Here is a 14,708-nt window from a genome sequence, read left to right on the forward strand (position 1 = left end):
CCCGTTTCATCTTTGCTAGCGGCCTTGTGTCCGGCCGCTTCGCCTCAAGCTACCTGATAGGCGGCGCTGCGCGCGGCCATCACGGCGTCAAAAGCCTCTCCCATGACTTCAGTCGATGGGGCAAGGCCCGTGAACAATTCGAAGGCGTCGGCAGCCTGGTAGATCGCAAGCTCCCGCCCGGTCATGATCCGCGCACCCTTGTCGCGCGCTGCGGCAAGCAGCGGCGTGATCAGCGGCGAATAGACAGCGTCGGCGACCCACAGGTTTTCGCGCAGCAGCGCCGGGGGGACCGGTGTGTCCCGGTTCGGCAGCATGCCGACGGGGGTGCCGTTGACGAGGCCGGTTGCGCCATCAAGCGCGTCCTCGACGCTTCGAGCGACCCGTGCGCCACCGTGACTGGCCAGCAGCGCGGCAAGCCTCTCGGCCCGCGACGGCTCGCTGTCGAAGATGCGCAGGTCAGTCACCTTGAGGCTCGCCAGCGCAAACGCGATGGCCTTGCCGACGCCGCCGGTGCCGATCACGGCCACTGCATTTCCGGAAGGCGCCAGCAGCGGCTTGACCGCGCGTGCAAAGCCTGTGGTGTCGGTGTTGTGGCCGATCAGCCTGTTATTCTTGACCACGATGGTGTTGACCGCGGCCATCGTGGCTGCCGTCGATGCCAGCTCGTCGAGCAGCGGCACCACGGCTTCCTTGTAGGGGAAGGTGACGTTGACGCCGGCAAAGCCGAGCCGCCGCACGCCCTCGAGCATCATGCTCAGCCCGGTCGCATCCGCGCCGGCGACCTCGATGAGCTGGTAGTGGCCCCGCAGGCCCAGCGCCTCGGCGGCGCGCTCATGCATGGCGGGGGAGGCGGAATGAGCGATCGGCGCACCGATCAAGCCGGTCAGGAGTTTTTTGGAGGCAACGGAGCCGCGGCTGGACATGATTCAGTATCGTCTCTCGATGGTCCTTGATCGTCCCTCGATTGTTCCTTGATCGTTTCTTGATCATTTCTTGGGGCGCGCGTCGATGTCAGGCCATTAGCCGCGAAAACCGCGCAATTCCAAGAGGGACGATAGTCAATCCTCTGCCTAGCACAATTACCCTTTCGTCCCGCAAACCTAACATAATGTTAGGTCTTCCGCACGCGCCCGAGCGCGGCCTTGCCGTTGCTGCGTGCTGGCTCGACTGCGCGCATCTCGGCGCGCAGTGATTCGATGAAATATTCGACATGGAGCGACAGCGGCGCGCCGCGCTTCACGGCGATATAGGTGTCGAATTGCGTCGGCTCGGCGATCTTGATGAGCTCGACGCCGGGATAGCCGCCATGAGCGACCGTGAACTGGTCGATGATGGCGATGCCGAGCCCCGCCTTCACCAGCGCGCAGACCGTGGTACCGAAGCGCGCACGGATAGTGATGTTATAGTCGAGCCGGTGGCGCGCAAAGATCTCGGCCATGATCCGGCCATAGGGATCGTTGGGATCGATGCCGATCAGCGGATAGCGGGTGATCTCGGCGGCCGACACCTGCTTGCGGCGGGCGAGCTCGTGGCCGGGCGGCACGACGCAATAGAGCTCGCCCGAGGCGAGCGGCAGGAAGTCGAGCCCGGAATGCTCCAATCGGTAGCTCATCGCCACGCATTCGCCGCGGCCGAGCAGCAGATAGTCGATGGCTTCTTCGATCTTGAGGATGTTGATGTCGATGCCGAGATCCGGATACCGGCGCCGGACGCGCTCGATGGCGCGCGGCACCATCACCTGCGAGATGCTCGGCACCGAGCCGATCCGCAGTTCCGACAAGCCGCCGCGGCCGATCTTGGAGATGATCTCGGAGAGGTCGTCGACCTTCTTGTAGACACCGTTGATCTGCTCGAAAATGTTCTCGGCTTCCGGCGTCGGGAAATAGCGGCCGTTCTGACGCTGGAAGAAGCGGATGCCGAGCGAGCGCTCGGTGTATTTGACCAGCCGGCTGATCCCCGGCGCGGACACGTTCAGCAGCTTTGCCGCGCCGCCAATGGTGCCCGTCACCATCACGGCACGGATCACTTCAACCTGGCGCAGCGTCATCATGGTCTTGGCATCCGAAAGACGATCGTGGCGGCGATCATCTCACGAGAGCCATGGCGTCATCCAGCGGCAAGTGTCCGACGGTGTGGATTGAGGAAGCCGCTTGTGTCCCGGTCGCGCTGCAACGCGTCTAGCGTTGCGGCGCAGAGCCGGGACCCGGAAAGCCGGAGGGGGCATTGCGAATGGATGGGCCCCGGCTCTGCAGCGCATCATCGAAGAGACGCTGCGCCGCGTCCGGGGCACGGGCCTCGACCAGGTTCATCGACCTTCTCCACAGGGAAAAAAGGGAAACCAATTTCCCGGCTAGATTGTTCTGGCTCAAATCAACGCGCTCAAATCGAAGGGCGTCGTCGCGCAATCCGTTGCCGCCGAGGTCGCTTGCTGCGGCTGCGTCCTAGCTGGCCGGTTGCTCCGGCGACACGCTGCCGGCGCGCTCTGCGCGTTCGCTTTGCAGCACGGCTCGCGCGAACTCGATGATCTTCTGCTTGTTCGCCGTGTCGCGCACGGCGAAAAACACGCGGTTCAATTCGAGGCCGAGCACGCTGTTGAGGGCGATGTTCTCGTCTTCCATCGTGGCTTTCCCGCTCTAGGCACCTTAGGTGTAACTATACGTCACTTCCTCCACAAGTAGATTAAATCTTCGATGGCAAGGCCACCGGGGAATTACGGACGCGGGCGAATTGAGGCTGCCCCCAAAGACGTGTTATACGGAGACGCGAGGGGCAGGGAACGCATCGATGTCCGCCGTTGACTATGGCCGCGAGGCGCTGGACTTCATCGAAGGGCTGGGAGCCTATGGCAGGGTTCCGGATGCCATGAATGCGCTGGAAACGGCGTTCGGTCGCTTCGGCTTCGAGACCATTATCGTGACCGGATTGCCGAATCCCGATCAGCGGTTCGCGCAGATGGTGCTCGCCAAGCGCTGGCCCGCAGGCTGGTTCAGTCTTTACACGCAACACAATTACGACCGCGTCGATCCCGTGGTGCGCCTGTGCCGGCAATCGCTCAACCCGTTCGAGTGGTCGGAAGCGCCGTATGATGCCGAACTCGAACCGAACGCGGCAGAGGTGATGAACCGCGCTACCGATTTCCGGATGTCACGCGGCTTCGTCGTGCCCATCCACGGGCTCACCGGCTATGAGGCCGCGGTGTCGCTCGGCGGCGTTCATCTCGATCTGAATTCGCGCAGCAAGCCGGCTCTGCATCTGATGGCGATGTACGGCTTCGACCACATTCGCCGTCTGCTCGATCCTGTGCCGAGTCGATCGGCGCGCCTGACCCCGCGTGAGCGCGAGGTGATCGCCTGGGCGTCGCAGGGCAAGTCGGCGTGGGAGATCGGTGAGATTCTCAACATCACGCAGCGCACCGCCGAGGAGCATCTTGCAACCGCTGCGCGCAAGCTGGGGGCGGTCAACCGTACGCATGCGGTTGCGCTCGCTATTCGCCACAAAATCATTAATCCCTAAACGACGTACTGGGAAATTTCCCAATATCGACTCTGCGCCTTTTCGCGGAGGCTACCTCCATTGGGGCTGGATGGGGGTTTTCATGATTCACGCAATTTCCGCGATCAATCGCCACCTCTACGAAGACGTACTCGAGCAGCATTTCCGGCTGCGCCACGACATATTCGTCGAGGAACGACACTGGGAGACGCTGCGCAGGCCTGATGGCCGCGAGATCGATTCCTATGACAACGAGGACACCGTCTATTTGCTCGCGCTGGAGGGGCGCCGCGTCGTCGGCGGCCATCGGCTCTATCCGACCACCAAGCCTTCGATGATGAGCGAGGTGTTTCCGCATCTGGCGGCCGTGCGCGGCTGGCCCGAGGATCCGCTGGTCTGGGAGTGGTCGCGCTATTTCGTCGTTCGTGATCGCCGCGATGGCGCGCTCAATCTGCAACTGATGGCGGCGGTGCAGGAGTTCTGTCTCGATCAGGGAATCGCGCGTGTCAGCGCGATCATGGAGACCTGGTGGCTGCCGCGTTTCCACGAGGCCGGCTTCGTCGTGACGCCGCTCGGCCTGCCGGCGCTGGTGGAGAATGCCTGGACCATGGCGGCGACCATCGAGATTCGCCAGGAGACGGTCGATGCCCTGCATGATCGCATCGGCATGGCCTCGGTCGTCCGTCACGACGGACCGCGTCTCGACTGCATCGCCCATGCCAATATTTGCGGCCGCACCGCCGCGCAACGAAAGAGCGCCTGAGATGTCTAACATGATGCGAGAAAGCCAAACCATGGCGCAAACCAAGGACGAGAATCTCAGCTACATGTCCGACATGGCGCTCGAGCTCGCGCACATGGCTGAAGATTCGGGGTTGGCGACGCTGGCCTATTTGTTCCGGATGGCGGCGCTGGAGGCCTCGACAGCCAATAGCGAACTGAACGTGCCGGACGATCTCCCCCGCCAGGTCACGTCGCACTAGAGCATGATCCGGACCCGAAGGGCCGCGTTAGCGTAAAGTGTGAAGCGGTTTTCCCTCGCGACATCAGCGGAACGCGTTTGCGCGGAGATCATGCTCAAACAAAGAGCTAAAGCGCGATGACGATTCAACCCAATCTCATCCCGCTTTAGACGTCACCCCTCGTTCCGACCTCCCCCACGCCCTCTCCACGGAAACCGGGGGAGGGATTATCGTTTGGGTGCGGCAGGCTGCCCTATCCTGCGTGGCAAGCCTTATTGCCGGGCCGATCGGGGTCGCATGCACCGGCATGCAACAAAGTGCATGTCCGGCGCGGAATCGCTCTTGCCTCGGAACGATACTGCCATTACCCCTTTTTCGGCCTTGTAGAGGCGGGGGAGCTCTTTCACTGATGGCGACTGTGTTCGAACATCGGCGCGCGTCTGCATGCGCCTGAAAGAGTCTTGATGCTGCTCGTCGTCGAACAGTTCCTGAACGGATTGCAGTTCGGCCTGCTGCTCTTCCTGCTCGCCGCCGGCCTGACGCTGGTGTTCGGGATCATGGATCTCGTCAACCTCGCGCACGGCTCGCTCTACATGATGGGTGCCTATTTCGCCGCGACCTTCGCGGCCTGGACCGGCAGCTTCCTGCTCGGCGCGCTGCTGGCGCTCGGTGCCACGCTGGTGCTCGGCATTGTGCTCGAAATGAGCGCGCTGCGGCATCTCTACGGGCGCGACCATCTCGACCATGTGCTCGCGACCTTCGGCCTGATCCTGTTCTTCAACGAGGCCGTGCGCTTGATCTGGGGACCGGCTGGCCTGGCGCTACCACTGCCGGCCTGGCTCACCGTGCCGGTGCCGATCCTGCCCGGCATTCACTATCCGGCTTACCGCCTCGCCATCATCATTGTCGCGCTGCTGGTGGCTCTGCTGCTCTATCTCGGCGTGATGCGCACCCGCATCGGCATGCTGATACGCGCCGGCGCCTCCAACCGCGAGATGATCGGCGCGCTCGGCATCAACATCAAGTTGCTCTACACGCTGGTGTTCGGTCTCGGCGCCGCGCTCGCCGGCCTCGCCGGCCTGATGCAGGCGCCGATCCTCACCGTGCAGATCGGCATGGGCGAGAACATCCTGATCCTCGCCTTCGTCATCATCGTGATCGGCGGCATCGGCTCGATCCGCGGCGCGTTCCTCGCTGCGATCTTCGTCGGCATGATCGACACGCTCGGCCGTGCCTTCTTGCCCAATCTGCTGCGGCAGGTGTTGAGCGGCGCCGCCGCCTCCACCGCCGCGCCTGCGCTGTCCTCCATGCTGATCTATCTCCTGATGGCGATCGTGCTGGTGGTGCGGCCGGAGGGGCTGTTTCCGGCCAACCGTCGATGAAGGGTTTGAGCGTGAGCAAGGCCGTCACGGCCCTGATGCTGGCAGGCCTCGCGCTGCTGCCACTCTATTCCTACCTGTCCGGCAACATCTTCATCCTGACGCTGTTCACGCGGATCGTCATCCTGGCGCTGGCGGCCGCGAGCCTCAACCTGATCATGGGCTTTGGCGGCATGATGAGCTTCGGTCACGCCGCCTATCTCGGCATCGGCGGCTATGCCGTCGGCATGCTTGCGCAGGAAGGTGTTGGAAGCGGCTTCATCCAGTTTCCGGTCGCGCTAGCGGCCTCCGCGATCTACGCCCTGGTGATCGGTGCGCTCTCGCTTCGCACCCGCGGCGTCTATTTCATCATGATCACGCTGGCCTTCGCGCAGATGGCCTATTACGTCGCCTCGGGGCTGGCGCGCTACGGCGGCGACGATGGCCTCACCGTCTACAAGCGCAGTGATTTCTCCGGCCTGATCAACCTGTCGAACCGCACGCAGTTCTATTACCTCTGTCTCGCCTGCCTGTTCGGCGTGATCTTCCTGATCTGGCGCATCGTCAATTCGCGCTTCGGTCTCGTCGTGCAGGGTCTGCGCTCCAACGAGCAGCGCATGCAGGCGATCGGCTTTCCGGCCAAACGTTACCAGCTGGTTTGCTTCGTCATATCAGGGACGATGTGCGGCCTCGCCGGCGCGCTGCTCGCCAACAACACCGATTTCGTCAGCCCGGCCGTGATGTACTGGACCCGGTCCGGCGATCTCATGGTGATGGTGATCCTTGGCGGCATGGGCACGCTGTTCGGCCCCGTCATGGGCGCAGTGGTCTATCTGCTGCTGGAGGAGTTCCTGTCGCAGATCACCGAATATTGGGCGCTGATCATGGGCCCGCTGCTGCTATTGATCGTGCTGTTCGGCCGCGGCGGCATCATGGGCCTGCTCGGGAGGATCGGCCGTGGCTGAACCGCTGCTCCGCGTCGAAAAGCTGGTGCGCCGCTTCGGCGGCATCATTGCGACCGATCACGTCTCGCTCGATGTCGCGGCGGGCGAGCTGCACGCCATCATCGGCCCGAACGGTGCCGGCAAGACCACGCTGATCAGCCAGCTCACCGGGCATCTCGCACCGCATGCCGGCAGCGTTTCGCTTGCGGGTCGCGACATCACCTATCTGCCGGCCTATCGTCGCTGCGCGCTGGGACTGGCACGCTCGTTCCAGATCACCTCGCTGCTGCTCGACTTCACCGCTGCCGACAATGTCGCGCTCGCCGCGCAGGCGCATGCCGGCACCTCGTTCCGTTTCTTCGCCAATGCGCGGAAGGAGAAAGGCCTGCGCGATGCCGCGCATGCTGCGCTCGACCGCGTCGGCCTCGCCCACCGCGCCGATGTCCTGGTGTCGAAGCTCAGCCATGGCGAGCGGCGCCAGATCGAGCTTGCGGTTGCGCTCGCCAGCAAGCCGAAATTGCTGCTGCTCGACGAGCCGATGGCCGGACTTGGCGTCACCGAATCGCAGGGCATGGTGAGGCTGCTCCAGGAGCTGCGCAAAGAAGTCTCGATCGTGCTGGTCGAGCACGACATGCCGGCGGTGTTCGCGCTCGCCGACCGCATTTCGGTGCTGGTCTATGGCCGCGTCATCGCCTCCGGCGATCCCGACGCGATCCGCGCCAATGAAGACGTCAAGCGCGCCTACCTTGGCGAGGCGCATGTGGTGACGCGCCATGGCTGAAGAAACGATGGCTGACACACTTCTTGACGTCGACGGCATCGAGACCTGTTACGGCCTCAGCCAGGTGCTGTTCGGCCTGTCGCTCTCGATCAAGTCAGGCGAGATGGTCTCGCTGATGGGCCGCAACGGCATGGGCAAGACCACCACCATTCGCTCCATCATGGGGTTAACGCCGGCGCGATCAGGCGCGATCCGCTTTGCGGGCACTGACGTGCGGACGCAGCCGTCCTATCGGATCGCCAAGCTCGGCGTCGGGCTGGTCCCCGAGGGACGCCAGATCTTCCCGAACCTTACCGTCCGCGAAAATCTGGTCGCGGCTGCGGCTGATCGCTTTGGCAGCGCCAACCCCTGGACGCTCGCCGCGATCTACGTCCTGTTCCCGCGCCTTGCCGAGCGCGCCAGCAATATGGGCAACCAGCTCTCCGGCGGTGAGCAGCAGATGCTGGCCATCGGCCGTGCGCTGATGACCAACCCAAAGCTCCTGATCCTGGACGAAGCGACCGAAGGACTCGCGCCCCTGATCCGAGACGAGATCTGGAATTGCCTGTCGATGCTGAAGAGCCGGGGCCAGTCGATCCTGGTCGTCGACAAGAACGTCGACCACCTCGCCCGCATCTGCGACCGCCATTACATCATCGAACGCGGCAAGACGGTGTGGAGCGGCACGTCGGACCAGCTGATGGCCGAGCCGGATTTGCAGCACAAGTATTTGGGAATTTGAGGTGAGGGGCGCGACGCTGGAGCGCCTCCTTCGGCGTCGTCCTGGCGAAAGCCAGGACCCATACCGCGTGATCTATCAATTGCCCGCGGTATCAGTCTCGAACGACCAGTCTTCGTCAAAGCTCGTCTTGGGGTAATGGGTCCTGGCTTTCGCCAGGACGACATTGGCTCTCACCAATAAATCCCATGCCGGTGCAACTCGCGGATCACGCGCGCTTCAGTGGACGGCTCTCGGTGCTTCGGCTTGGTTTCGGCAATCGGCTGTGAAGCCGTGGCGGCTGGCGTAGTCGCGGCTTGCGAGGGTGCGGCTGGCGGAACTGATGCGGGCGTAGTCGTCGCCGTCTGTACAGTTGCGGGCGGCGTCGCCATCGGAGCTTGTGTCGCCTGCGGCGGAGCGGTCGTTGCCGGCTGTTCGGTCACTGGGCTCGCGGCCAGGCTCAGGCTCCGCGAACCGCCGGCATAAGCCTGGTTCGCCAACAGCGACAATGTCGCAATCAGGATCAGCTTGCGCATGGAAGTCCCCTTCATTTGGTCAATCCGTCTGACCTGGTTTAAGCCCGGTCAGCGGGCCAGGCGGTGCGTGCCGATCTCGACCAGGGTGGTCCGGCAGGACAGGCGATAAATCAGACTGATCAATTGACCCAACATGATCGAACTCCATTGTTGATCATAAAAGTCGAGGATAGACCTCGCACTTTTCCAGGGGTTTTCGCGGCGCCTGGAAAACGGCTTCGTTGGCGCGCGGAGTGATGTCGTCGGAACGGCCGGGATGAAGTCGCCTCACAGAGCCGTGAGGCGGTTCTGCCTCAAAACATCTCGAAATATTCGCGGTGTTCCCAATCGGTCACCTCGGCCAGGAAGCGGTCGATCTCGGCGTTCTTGATGTGGGTGTAATAGTCGACGAACTCGGCGCCGAGCTTCTCGCGGAAGAAGGGGTCGTCCTTCAGCGCCGAGACCGCATCGCGCAAGGACTTCGGCAGCAGCGGCGCCTTGGTCTCGTAGGGCGTGTCGGCGGACGGGCCGGGATCGAGCTTGCGGTCGACCCCGTCGAGGCCTGCGAGGATCTGCGCCGCCATATAGAGATAGGGATTGGCGGCGGGCTCACCGACGCGGTTTTCCAGCCGCGTGGCGGCATCGCCAGGGCCGCCGAGCACGCGGATCATCACCCCGCGATTGTCGCGACCCCAGATCGCGCGGTCCGGCGCCAGCGAATAAGAGCGATAACGCTTGTAGCCGTTGATCGTCGGCGTCGTGAACACGGTCGCGGCGCGGGCGTGATCGAGCAGCCCGCCGAGATAGTAGCGGCCGAACTCGCTGAGCGGCTGGCCGGCTTGCTTGGCCATGAACAGATTGTCGCCGCTCGCGCGCGAGACGATCGATTGATGCAGGTGCCAGCCGCTGGCGAACAGGTTCGGCAGTTTTGGCCGGCACATGAAGGTGGCGTGATAACCATGGCGGCGCGCGATCTGCTTCACGGCAGAGCGAAACAGCACCATGTTGTCGGCGGGTTCGAGCCCCTTCCTGGGTGCGAAGGTGAACTCGCACTGGCTCGGCCCGAATTCGACCTCGACGGAGCGCAAGGGCAGTCCGAGCGCGACGATGTCGCGTCGTAAAATCTCCAGTACCGGCTCCATCTGATCGAAACGCTGCTCGGTGAGGTACTGATACCCGTGGGAGAGCAGGCTGACGGACGGCGGCGTACCCGGCTGGCCCGCGTCTTCCGCACGCATATGCGGATCATCGAGCTTGAAGATGTGGAATTCGACCTCGAGGCCCGCGACGAAATCGTGGCCGCCTCTGCCGAGCTCGTCGAGCACCCGCTTGTAGAGCCCGCGGGTTGCGAACGGCACCGGACGGCCGTCGTTGAAATAGAGGTCGCAGAGAACCCAGCCGGTGGTCGGAGCCCACGGCAAGACGCGAAACGTGGTGGGATCGGCGACCATCAGCACGTCGGCCGCTCCTTCCATCTCCTTCATGCCGAAGCCACCGCCTGACGTGAACACCGGAAACACCGTGCGGTGGGACGTGTCCTTGGCGAGCATGGTGGTGGTGATCGAACAGCCGCTTTCCAGCGATACGATCGCTTCAGTGGCGATGATGGTCTTGCCGCGCAAGATGCCGTGCTGGTCCGGGAAGGCGAGGCGGATGACTTCGAGATTTCTCTCCTCGACGATGCGACGCATCCGCGCCGCGGCGTCCTTCTGCTCATCCGACCAAAGCGCGTGACGCGCGATGAAAGTCACTTGGCCACTCCATCACTGCCGTAGGGTGGGCAAAGCGGAGCGTGCCCACGATCTCTATCCATCACGGAAAAATGGTGGGCACGGCGCTTTGCGCCTTTGCCCACCCTACGGCAGCGGTGCCCGAACATCACTCCGCCGCCGTCAGCCGATGCACCTTGCTTTCGATCTCCTTCGGCACCGGCGCGGCCCACGGCGCGCCGCGGCGGCGCTTGACGTCGACCTCCATCCAATAGGTCTCCCAGCCCCGCGTCGGGCCGATGCCGTCCATGGTCGCCGGGCCCTGGATGCTGCGCGCATTGGCCTCGTCCAGAAACAGCATTGGCTTCTCGCCGCCCGCAACCTTCTCGATCTCCTGCCGCAGCAGGCGGCGATACTGTACGATCGCCTTGTCGCTCGAGCCGAGATGCTCCTTGGTGCGGTCCTGGATGGCGCCCATCGACTCCACGGCCCATTGGTCGTGGACGTTGATGTCGCTGCCCATGCCGGTATAGGTCGCGGTCTGCTGCTCGTGCGGATCGAAACCGTAGTCGTTGCTGCGGTTCTTGCGCGAGACGTAGTCGGGCAGCTCGTAGAGCTCGAGCCGCTGCTCGCGCATCTTCTGCTTGTCGATCGGGTTCGCATAGCTGGTGAAGATCGCGTACCAATAGCAGTTCTCGTCATCGACAGGCACGTGCCACTGCGTGATCGTCATCTCCGTGCTCATGGGAATGACGAAGCCGTGCGGAAAGAGCTGGTTGGTGACGCGCACATGCGTGCGCTCCTCGTCGATCTCGCGCAACGCGATCAGCCGCAATCCGTATTCGGTGTGCTCGACATTGATGATCGGGCGGTCGTATTCGCGCAGGATTTTTGTCATCGGCAGGTCGCTTCCCGCAGAAGCGCCGCGGAACTGCTTGCCGTAGGCCGTGGACGTGTCCTCGTCCTCGAAGAAGCGATGCAGATAGGAGGCGTGCGCGGGATCGATGCCGACCTCCAGCGCCTGCAGCCAGTTGCAGGCCATGTGGCCCTTGAATGCGAAGGTGTGCGTGCCGGGCGCGACGAAGCAGTCGATCTCCGGAAAAGCCGGCGGGGTGCCTTCGCCGAGATAGGCCCAGAGGATGCCGCTCTTCTCCACCACGGGATAGGAGCGCTGGCGGATGTTCTGGCAGAGCTTTGAATCTTTCGGCTCCGCTGGCGTCTCGATGCACTGGCCTGATGCGTCGAACAGCCAGCCATGGAAGGCGCAGCGCAGGCCGCCATGCTCGAGTCGTCCGAAGGCGAGGTCGGCGCCGCGATGGGCGCAGTGGCGATCGATCAGGCCGTAGCGTCCGGTCTCGTCGCGAAACAGCACCAGGTTCTCGCCGAGCAGTCGCACGGGGCGGATCGGCCGCGCACCGTCGAGCTCATCGACCAGCGCCGCCGGCTGCCAGTAGCTCCGCATCAGCTTGCCGCAAGGGTCCTTCGGACCGGTGCGGGTGATCAGGTCGTTCTGCTCCTGGCTCATCATGGCGGTCGCGTCCTTTTTCCGGAGGTGCGTTGTGTTCGCCTATTGAACGAATGGGCGAATTATGACATGCCTTGGATTGGCAGCAAGCACTATTTTGCAGATGAGCGCCAACCGATGCCCAAGCTGAAGCGGAGCGAGACTGACGAGCGTCCGACGGATTTCGTCGAAGCCCTCGATCGCGGCCTGCGCCTGCTGCAATGTTTCGGCGCCAATGCGGGTCCGATGACGCTGAGTGATCTCGCCCGTGCCGCCGAGCTGCCGCGCGCCACCGCGCGGCGCATGCTGTTCACGCTCCAGCGCGGCGGCTTTGTCAGCGGCGACGGAAAGCTGTTCTCGCTGACGCCCCATGTGTTGACCCTGGCGGCGTCGTACTTGCGCTCCAACCAGCTGGTCGCGGTGCTGCAACCGGTGCTCGACCGCGTCGCGACCGCGGCCAACGAAATCTCCTCGCTCGCGGTGCTCGATGGCGATGACGTCGTGTTCATCGCGCGCAGCAGTCCGGCGCGGATGTTTTCGGGTGGGCTGGAAATCGGCTACCGCCTGCCGGCGTTCTGCACCTCGGTCGGCCGCGCCATGCTCGGCCAGCACGACGATGCAGTGCTGCTGGTGCGCCTCAAGGCGATGAAGCGCGAAGCGCTGACGCCGCAGACACAGACCGATCCCAAGGCGCTGCTCGCACGCATCGCCGCGGATCGAGCCCAAGGCTATTCGCTGGTCGACCGCGAGGCCGAACCACATTTCCGCTCGATCTCGGTGCCGGTGCGCCGCTACGACGACGTCATCGTCGCCGCCATCAACATGGGCGCCCATGTCGATCGCGTGCCGGTGCAGGAATTGATCGACCGCTTCCTGCCGCTGCTGCGCGAGGGCGCGGAGTCGGTGCGCACGCAATTGCTATAGTTGACGCCAATCCCACCGCCCCCCGGCATCCGTGCTATAATGCGCTCCATCCAAGACCAGGGAGCATGCCATGCAACACACCATGGTTCCCAGTGATCGCGTGCAGCACGTCGCCGTCTATGGTTGTGACGGCACCAAGCTCGGCACGATCGAGCGGTTGATGCTCGACAAGGTGAGCGGAACGGTCGCCTATGCCGTGATCAAGACCGGCGGCCTGCTCGGCACGCACCACCATTATCCCTTGCAGTGGAGCGCACTGAAATATGATCCGGGCCGTCAGGCCTTCCAGGTCGATCTGACGCCGGAGCAATTGAGCAGCGGCCCCTGCGAGTTTGATGGCGAGGAGTTCGATTGGGGCGACCGCTCGCGGCCCTACCAGCACCCGAATTACTGGTCGATCTAAGTCGTGCTAGTCCGGGCTACGGCGTCGCTACCTGTTGCGCATCCAGTCGGCGAGGCCTGATATCGCCTTGTCGAGGTCCTGCCGCGCGGCGCTGTCCGTCACCGTCTCCTCCATCGCGCCGCGCATGCACAGCAGCCACGCATCGCGCTCGGCATCGCCGATGGCAAAGCCGATGTGCCGCTGCCGCAGCCGCGGATGGCCTTTCTCGGGGGAATAGAGCTTCGGGCCGCCGGTCCATTCTGTCAGATAGCGCTTCAGCACGTCCCGGATCGGGCCGAGATCGTCCGCATGCATGGCGCGGATGGTCTTCGCCTGCGCCAGCGCGTCCATGCGGTCGTAGAAGCGGTCGACGAGGGCGTTGATCGTGGCACGGCCGCCGATCCGCTCGAACATCGTGATGGTGACGTCGGTGGAGGTCATTTCTACAGCGCCACGCTCCGCAGCCCAAAGCTCCGGGCCTCGTTCTGCAGCACCGGCCGTACCGCATCGATCAGCCGCGCAGCAGCGGCATCGACGGAAAGGCCTGCGGTATCGACCACCGCCGTCGCGCGCGCATAGAGCGGCTCGCGGCTGAGCAGGATGTTGCGCAGCTCGGCCATGGCGGAGCGATCGTCCGCCATCGGGCGCAGATCGCCCTGGCGGCGTACGCGCGCCATGTGCTCTTCGGGCTCGGCCTTCAGCCAGATGGTGTAGAACGAGGTCAGGATCTGGTCGAAGGTCAAAGGCTCGGAGACGATGCCGCCGCCGGTCGCCAGCACCATCAGCTCGTTGCGCGCGAGCAGCTGCTGCAACGCCGCCTGCTCCATGCGTCTAAAACCTTCCTGGCCATAGAGCGCGATGATCTCGGCAACCGAGAGGCCGTTCTGCTGCTCGACCTCCTTGTTGAGCTCGACAAAGCTCCAGCCGATCTTCTTCGCCAGCATGCGTCCGAGCGTCGATTTTCCGGCGCCGCGCAGGCCAATCAGCGCGATACCGCAGAACGGCGCGCGGCGCGGCGCTGACGCGCTGCCCCCGGTGAGCAGATCCTTGGCTTGCGCAATCTGGCTAGGCGTCGCCTTGCGCAAGAGGTCGCGAAACATCTGCCAGTCCGGCGTCGGATCGGCACTGGGAAGCAGATCTTCGAGATGAGCGCCCATCGCGTCGGAGACGCGGCGGAGCAGCACGATCGAGACATTGCCCTTGCCGCTCTCCAGCTGCGCGATGTAGCGCTCCGAAATTCCTGATACCTTGGCGAGCACTTTTCGCGACATGCCGCGCAGCGCGCGCATGGTGCGCACGCGCTGGCCGAGCTGTTCGAGAAAGCGGGATTCGGCGTCGGGACTGTCGGTCATGAGCCTTCTTTACAGGTGTCCTGCGGCGCGTTTTAATGAAACATAGTGCCTGCTGGCATTGACAGCAAGCCAGCACAGTGTCTTTCTA

Annotated in this window: 18 protein-coding genes; 9 read left to right on the forward strand and 9 right to left on the reverse strand. The window is 63.7% G+C overall.

Annotated features, from left to right (window positions below; genetic code table 11):
* Positions 1-44: 44 nt before the first annotated feature.
* The 4 genes from XH80_RS11205 to XH80_RS11220 all read right to left on the reverse strand — a co-directional run bounded on the left by XH80_RS11205 (position 45) and on the right by XH80_RS11220 (position 2,618).
* On the reverse strand, positions 45-923 hold the full coding sequence (locus XH80_RS11205; RefSeq protein ID WP_271598648.1) for a shikimate dehydrogenase: 879 nt from the start codon (positions 921-923) through the stop codon (positions 45-47).
* A 188-nt stretch (positions 924-1,111) separates the two neighbouring features.
* The gene (locus tag XH80_RS11210; protein WP_271598649.1) at positions 1,112-2,050 is read right to left on the reverse strand and encodes a LysR family transcriptional regulator; all 939 of its coding nucleotides are present in this window, start codon (positions 2,048-2,050) and stop codon (positions 1,112-1,114) included.
* A gap of 127 nt (positions 2,051-2,177) precedes the next feature.
* On the reverse strand, positions 2,178-2,309 hold the full coding sequence (locus XH80_RS11215) for a hypothetical protein (RefSeq protein ID WP_271598650.1): 132 nt from the start codon (positions 2,307-2,309) through the stop codon (positions 2,178-2,180).
* A gap of 132 nt (positions 2,310-2,441) precedes the next feature.
* On the reverse strand, positions 2,442-2,618 hold the full coding sequence (locus XH80_RS11220) for a hypothetical protein (RefSeq protein ID WP_271598651.1): 177 nt from the start codon (positions 2,616-2,618) through the stop codon (positions 2,442-2,444).
* Between the two features lie 166 nt (positions 2,619-2,784).
* Here XH80_RS11220 and XH80_RS11225 point away from each other — a divergent pair, with 166 nt between their 5' ends.
* From XH80_RS11225 to XH80_RS11255, 7 genes are all read left to right on the forward strand, one after another.
* A complete protein-coding gene (locus XH80_RS11225; RefSeq protein ID WP_271598652.1) occupies positions 2,785-3,513 on the forward strand; it encodes a helix-turn-helix transcriptional regulator in 729 nt (242 codons plus the stop codon).
* A gap of 82 nt (positions 3,514-3,595) precedes the next feature.
* Positions 3,596-4,255, forward strand: coding sequence for an acyl-homoserine-lactone synthase (locus XH80_RS11230; protein WP_271598653.1), 660 nt, complete (start codon positions 3,596-3,598; stop codon positions 4,253-4,255).
* Between the two features lies 1 nt (position 4,256).
* A complete protein-coding gene (locus tag XH80_RS11235) occupies positions 4,257-4,475 on the forward strand; it encodes a hypothetical protein (RefSeq protein ID WP_333931744.1) in 219 nt (72 codons plus the stop codon).
* A gap of 443 nt (positions 4,476-4,918) precedes the next feature.
* Positions 4,919-5,836 (forward strand): branched-chain amino acid ABC transporter permease, encoded by a 918-nt coding sequence (locus XH80_RS11240; protein ID WP_092251677.1) that lies wholly within the window; start codon positions 4,919-4,921, stop codon positions 5,834-5,836.
* The gene (locus XH80_RS11245) at positions 5,833-6,777 is read left to right on the forward strand and encodes a branched-chain amino acid ABC transporter permease (protein WP_271598655.1); all 945 of its coding nucleotides are present in this window, start codon (positions 5,833-5,835) and stop codon (positions 6,775-6,777) included. Before XH80_RS11240 ends, XH80_RS11245 begins: the two co-directional genes overlap by 4 nt.
* Complete coding sequence (locus tag XH80_RS11250) at positions 6,770-7,537, forward strand: ABC transporter ATP-binding protein (RefSeq protein ID WP_271598656.1); 768 nt, start codon at positions 6,770-6,772, stop codon at positions 7,535-7,537. Before XH80_RS11245 ends, XH80_RS11250 begins: the two co-directional genes overlap by 8 nt.
* 7 nt (positions 7,538-7,544) lie before the next feature.
* On the forward strand, positions 7,545-8,258 hold the full coding sequence (locus tag XH80_RS11255) for an ABC transporter ATP-binding protein (RefSeq protein WP_083514104.1): 714 nt from the start codon (positions 7,545-7,547) through the stop codon (positions 8,256-8,258).
* 170 nt (positions 8,259-8,428) lie between these two features.
* Here the strand turns inward: XH80_RS11255 and XH80_RS11260 are convergent, their stop codons facing one another.
* The 3 genes from XH80_RS11260 to XH80_RS11270 form a co-directional block, all read right to left on the reverse strand.
* On the reverse strand, positions 8,429-8,770 hold the full coding sequence (locus XH80_RS11260) for a hypothetical protein (protein WP_271598657.1): 342 nt from the start codon (positions 8,768-8,770) through the stop codon (positions 8,429-8,431).
* Positions 8,771-9,063: 293 nt separating this feature from the next.
* Positions 9,064-10,500, reverse strand: coding sequence for a glutamine synthetase family protein (locus tag XH80_RS11265; protein WP_271598658.1), 1,437 nt, complete (start codon positions 10,498-10,500; stop codon positions 9,064-9,066).
* 127 nt (positions 10,501-10,627) lie between these two features.
* Positions 10,628-11,986: an aromatic ring-hydroxylating dioxygenase subunit alpha gene (locus XH80_RS11270; RefSeq protein WP_271598659.1), complete on the reverse strand. Its 1,359-nt coding sequence runs from the start codon at positions 11,984-11,986 to the stop codon at positions 10,628-10,630.
* A gap of 114 nt (positions 11,987-12,100) precedes the next feature.
* Between XH80_RS11270 and XH80_RS11275 the strand changes: the two genes are divergently transcribed.
* Positions 12,101-12,886, forward strand: a complete 786-nt coding sequence (locus tag XH80_RS11275) for an IclR family transcriptional regulator domain-containing protein (RefSeq protein WP_271598660.1) — start codon at positions 12,101-12,103, stop codon at positions 12,884-12,886.
* Positions 12,887-12,956: 70 nt separating this feature from the next.
* Positions 12,957-13,289, forward strand: a complete 333-nt coding sequence (locus XH80_RS11280) for a PRC-barrel domain-containing protein (protein WP_057745130.1) — start codon at positions 12,957-12,959, stop codon at positions 13,287-13,289.
* Between the two features lie 27 nt (positions 13,290-13,316).
* On the opposite strand, the gene XH80_RS11285 is transcribed toward XH80_RS11280, so the two are convergent.
* Both XH80_RS11285 and XH80_RS11290 read right to left on the reverse strand, forming a co-directional pair.
* On the reverse strand, positions 13,317-13,709 hold the full coding sequence (locus tag XH80_RS11285; protein WP_271598661.1) for a group II truncated hemoglobin: 393 nt from the start codon (positions 13,707-13,709) through the stop codon (positions 13,317-13,319).
* A gap of 2 nt (positions 13,710-13,711) precedes the next feature.
* Positions 13,712-14,620, reverse strand: coding sequence for a helix-turn-helix transcriptional regulator (locus tag XH80_RS11290; protein WP_271598662.1), 909 nt, complete (start codon positions 14,618-14,620; stop codon positions 13,712-13,714).
* Positions 14,621-14,708 lie beyond the last annotated feature (88 nt).

This window comes from Bradyrhizobium sp. CCBAU 45384 (assembly GCF_028128665.1).
Lineage (GTDB): Bacteria > Pseudomonadota > Alphaproteobacteria > Rhizobiales > Xanthobacteraceae > Bradyrhizobium > Bradyrhizobium manausense.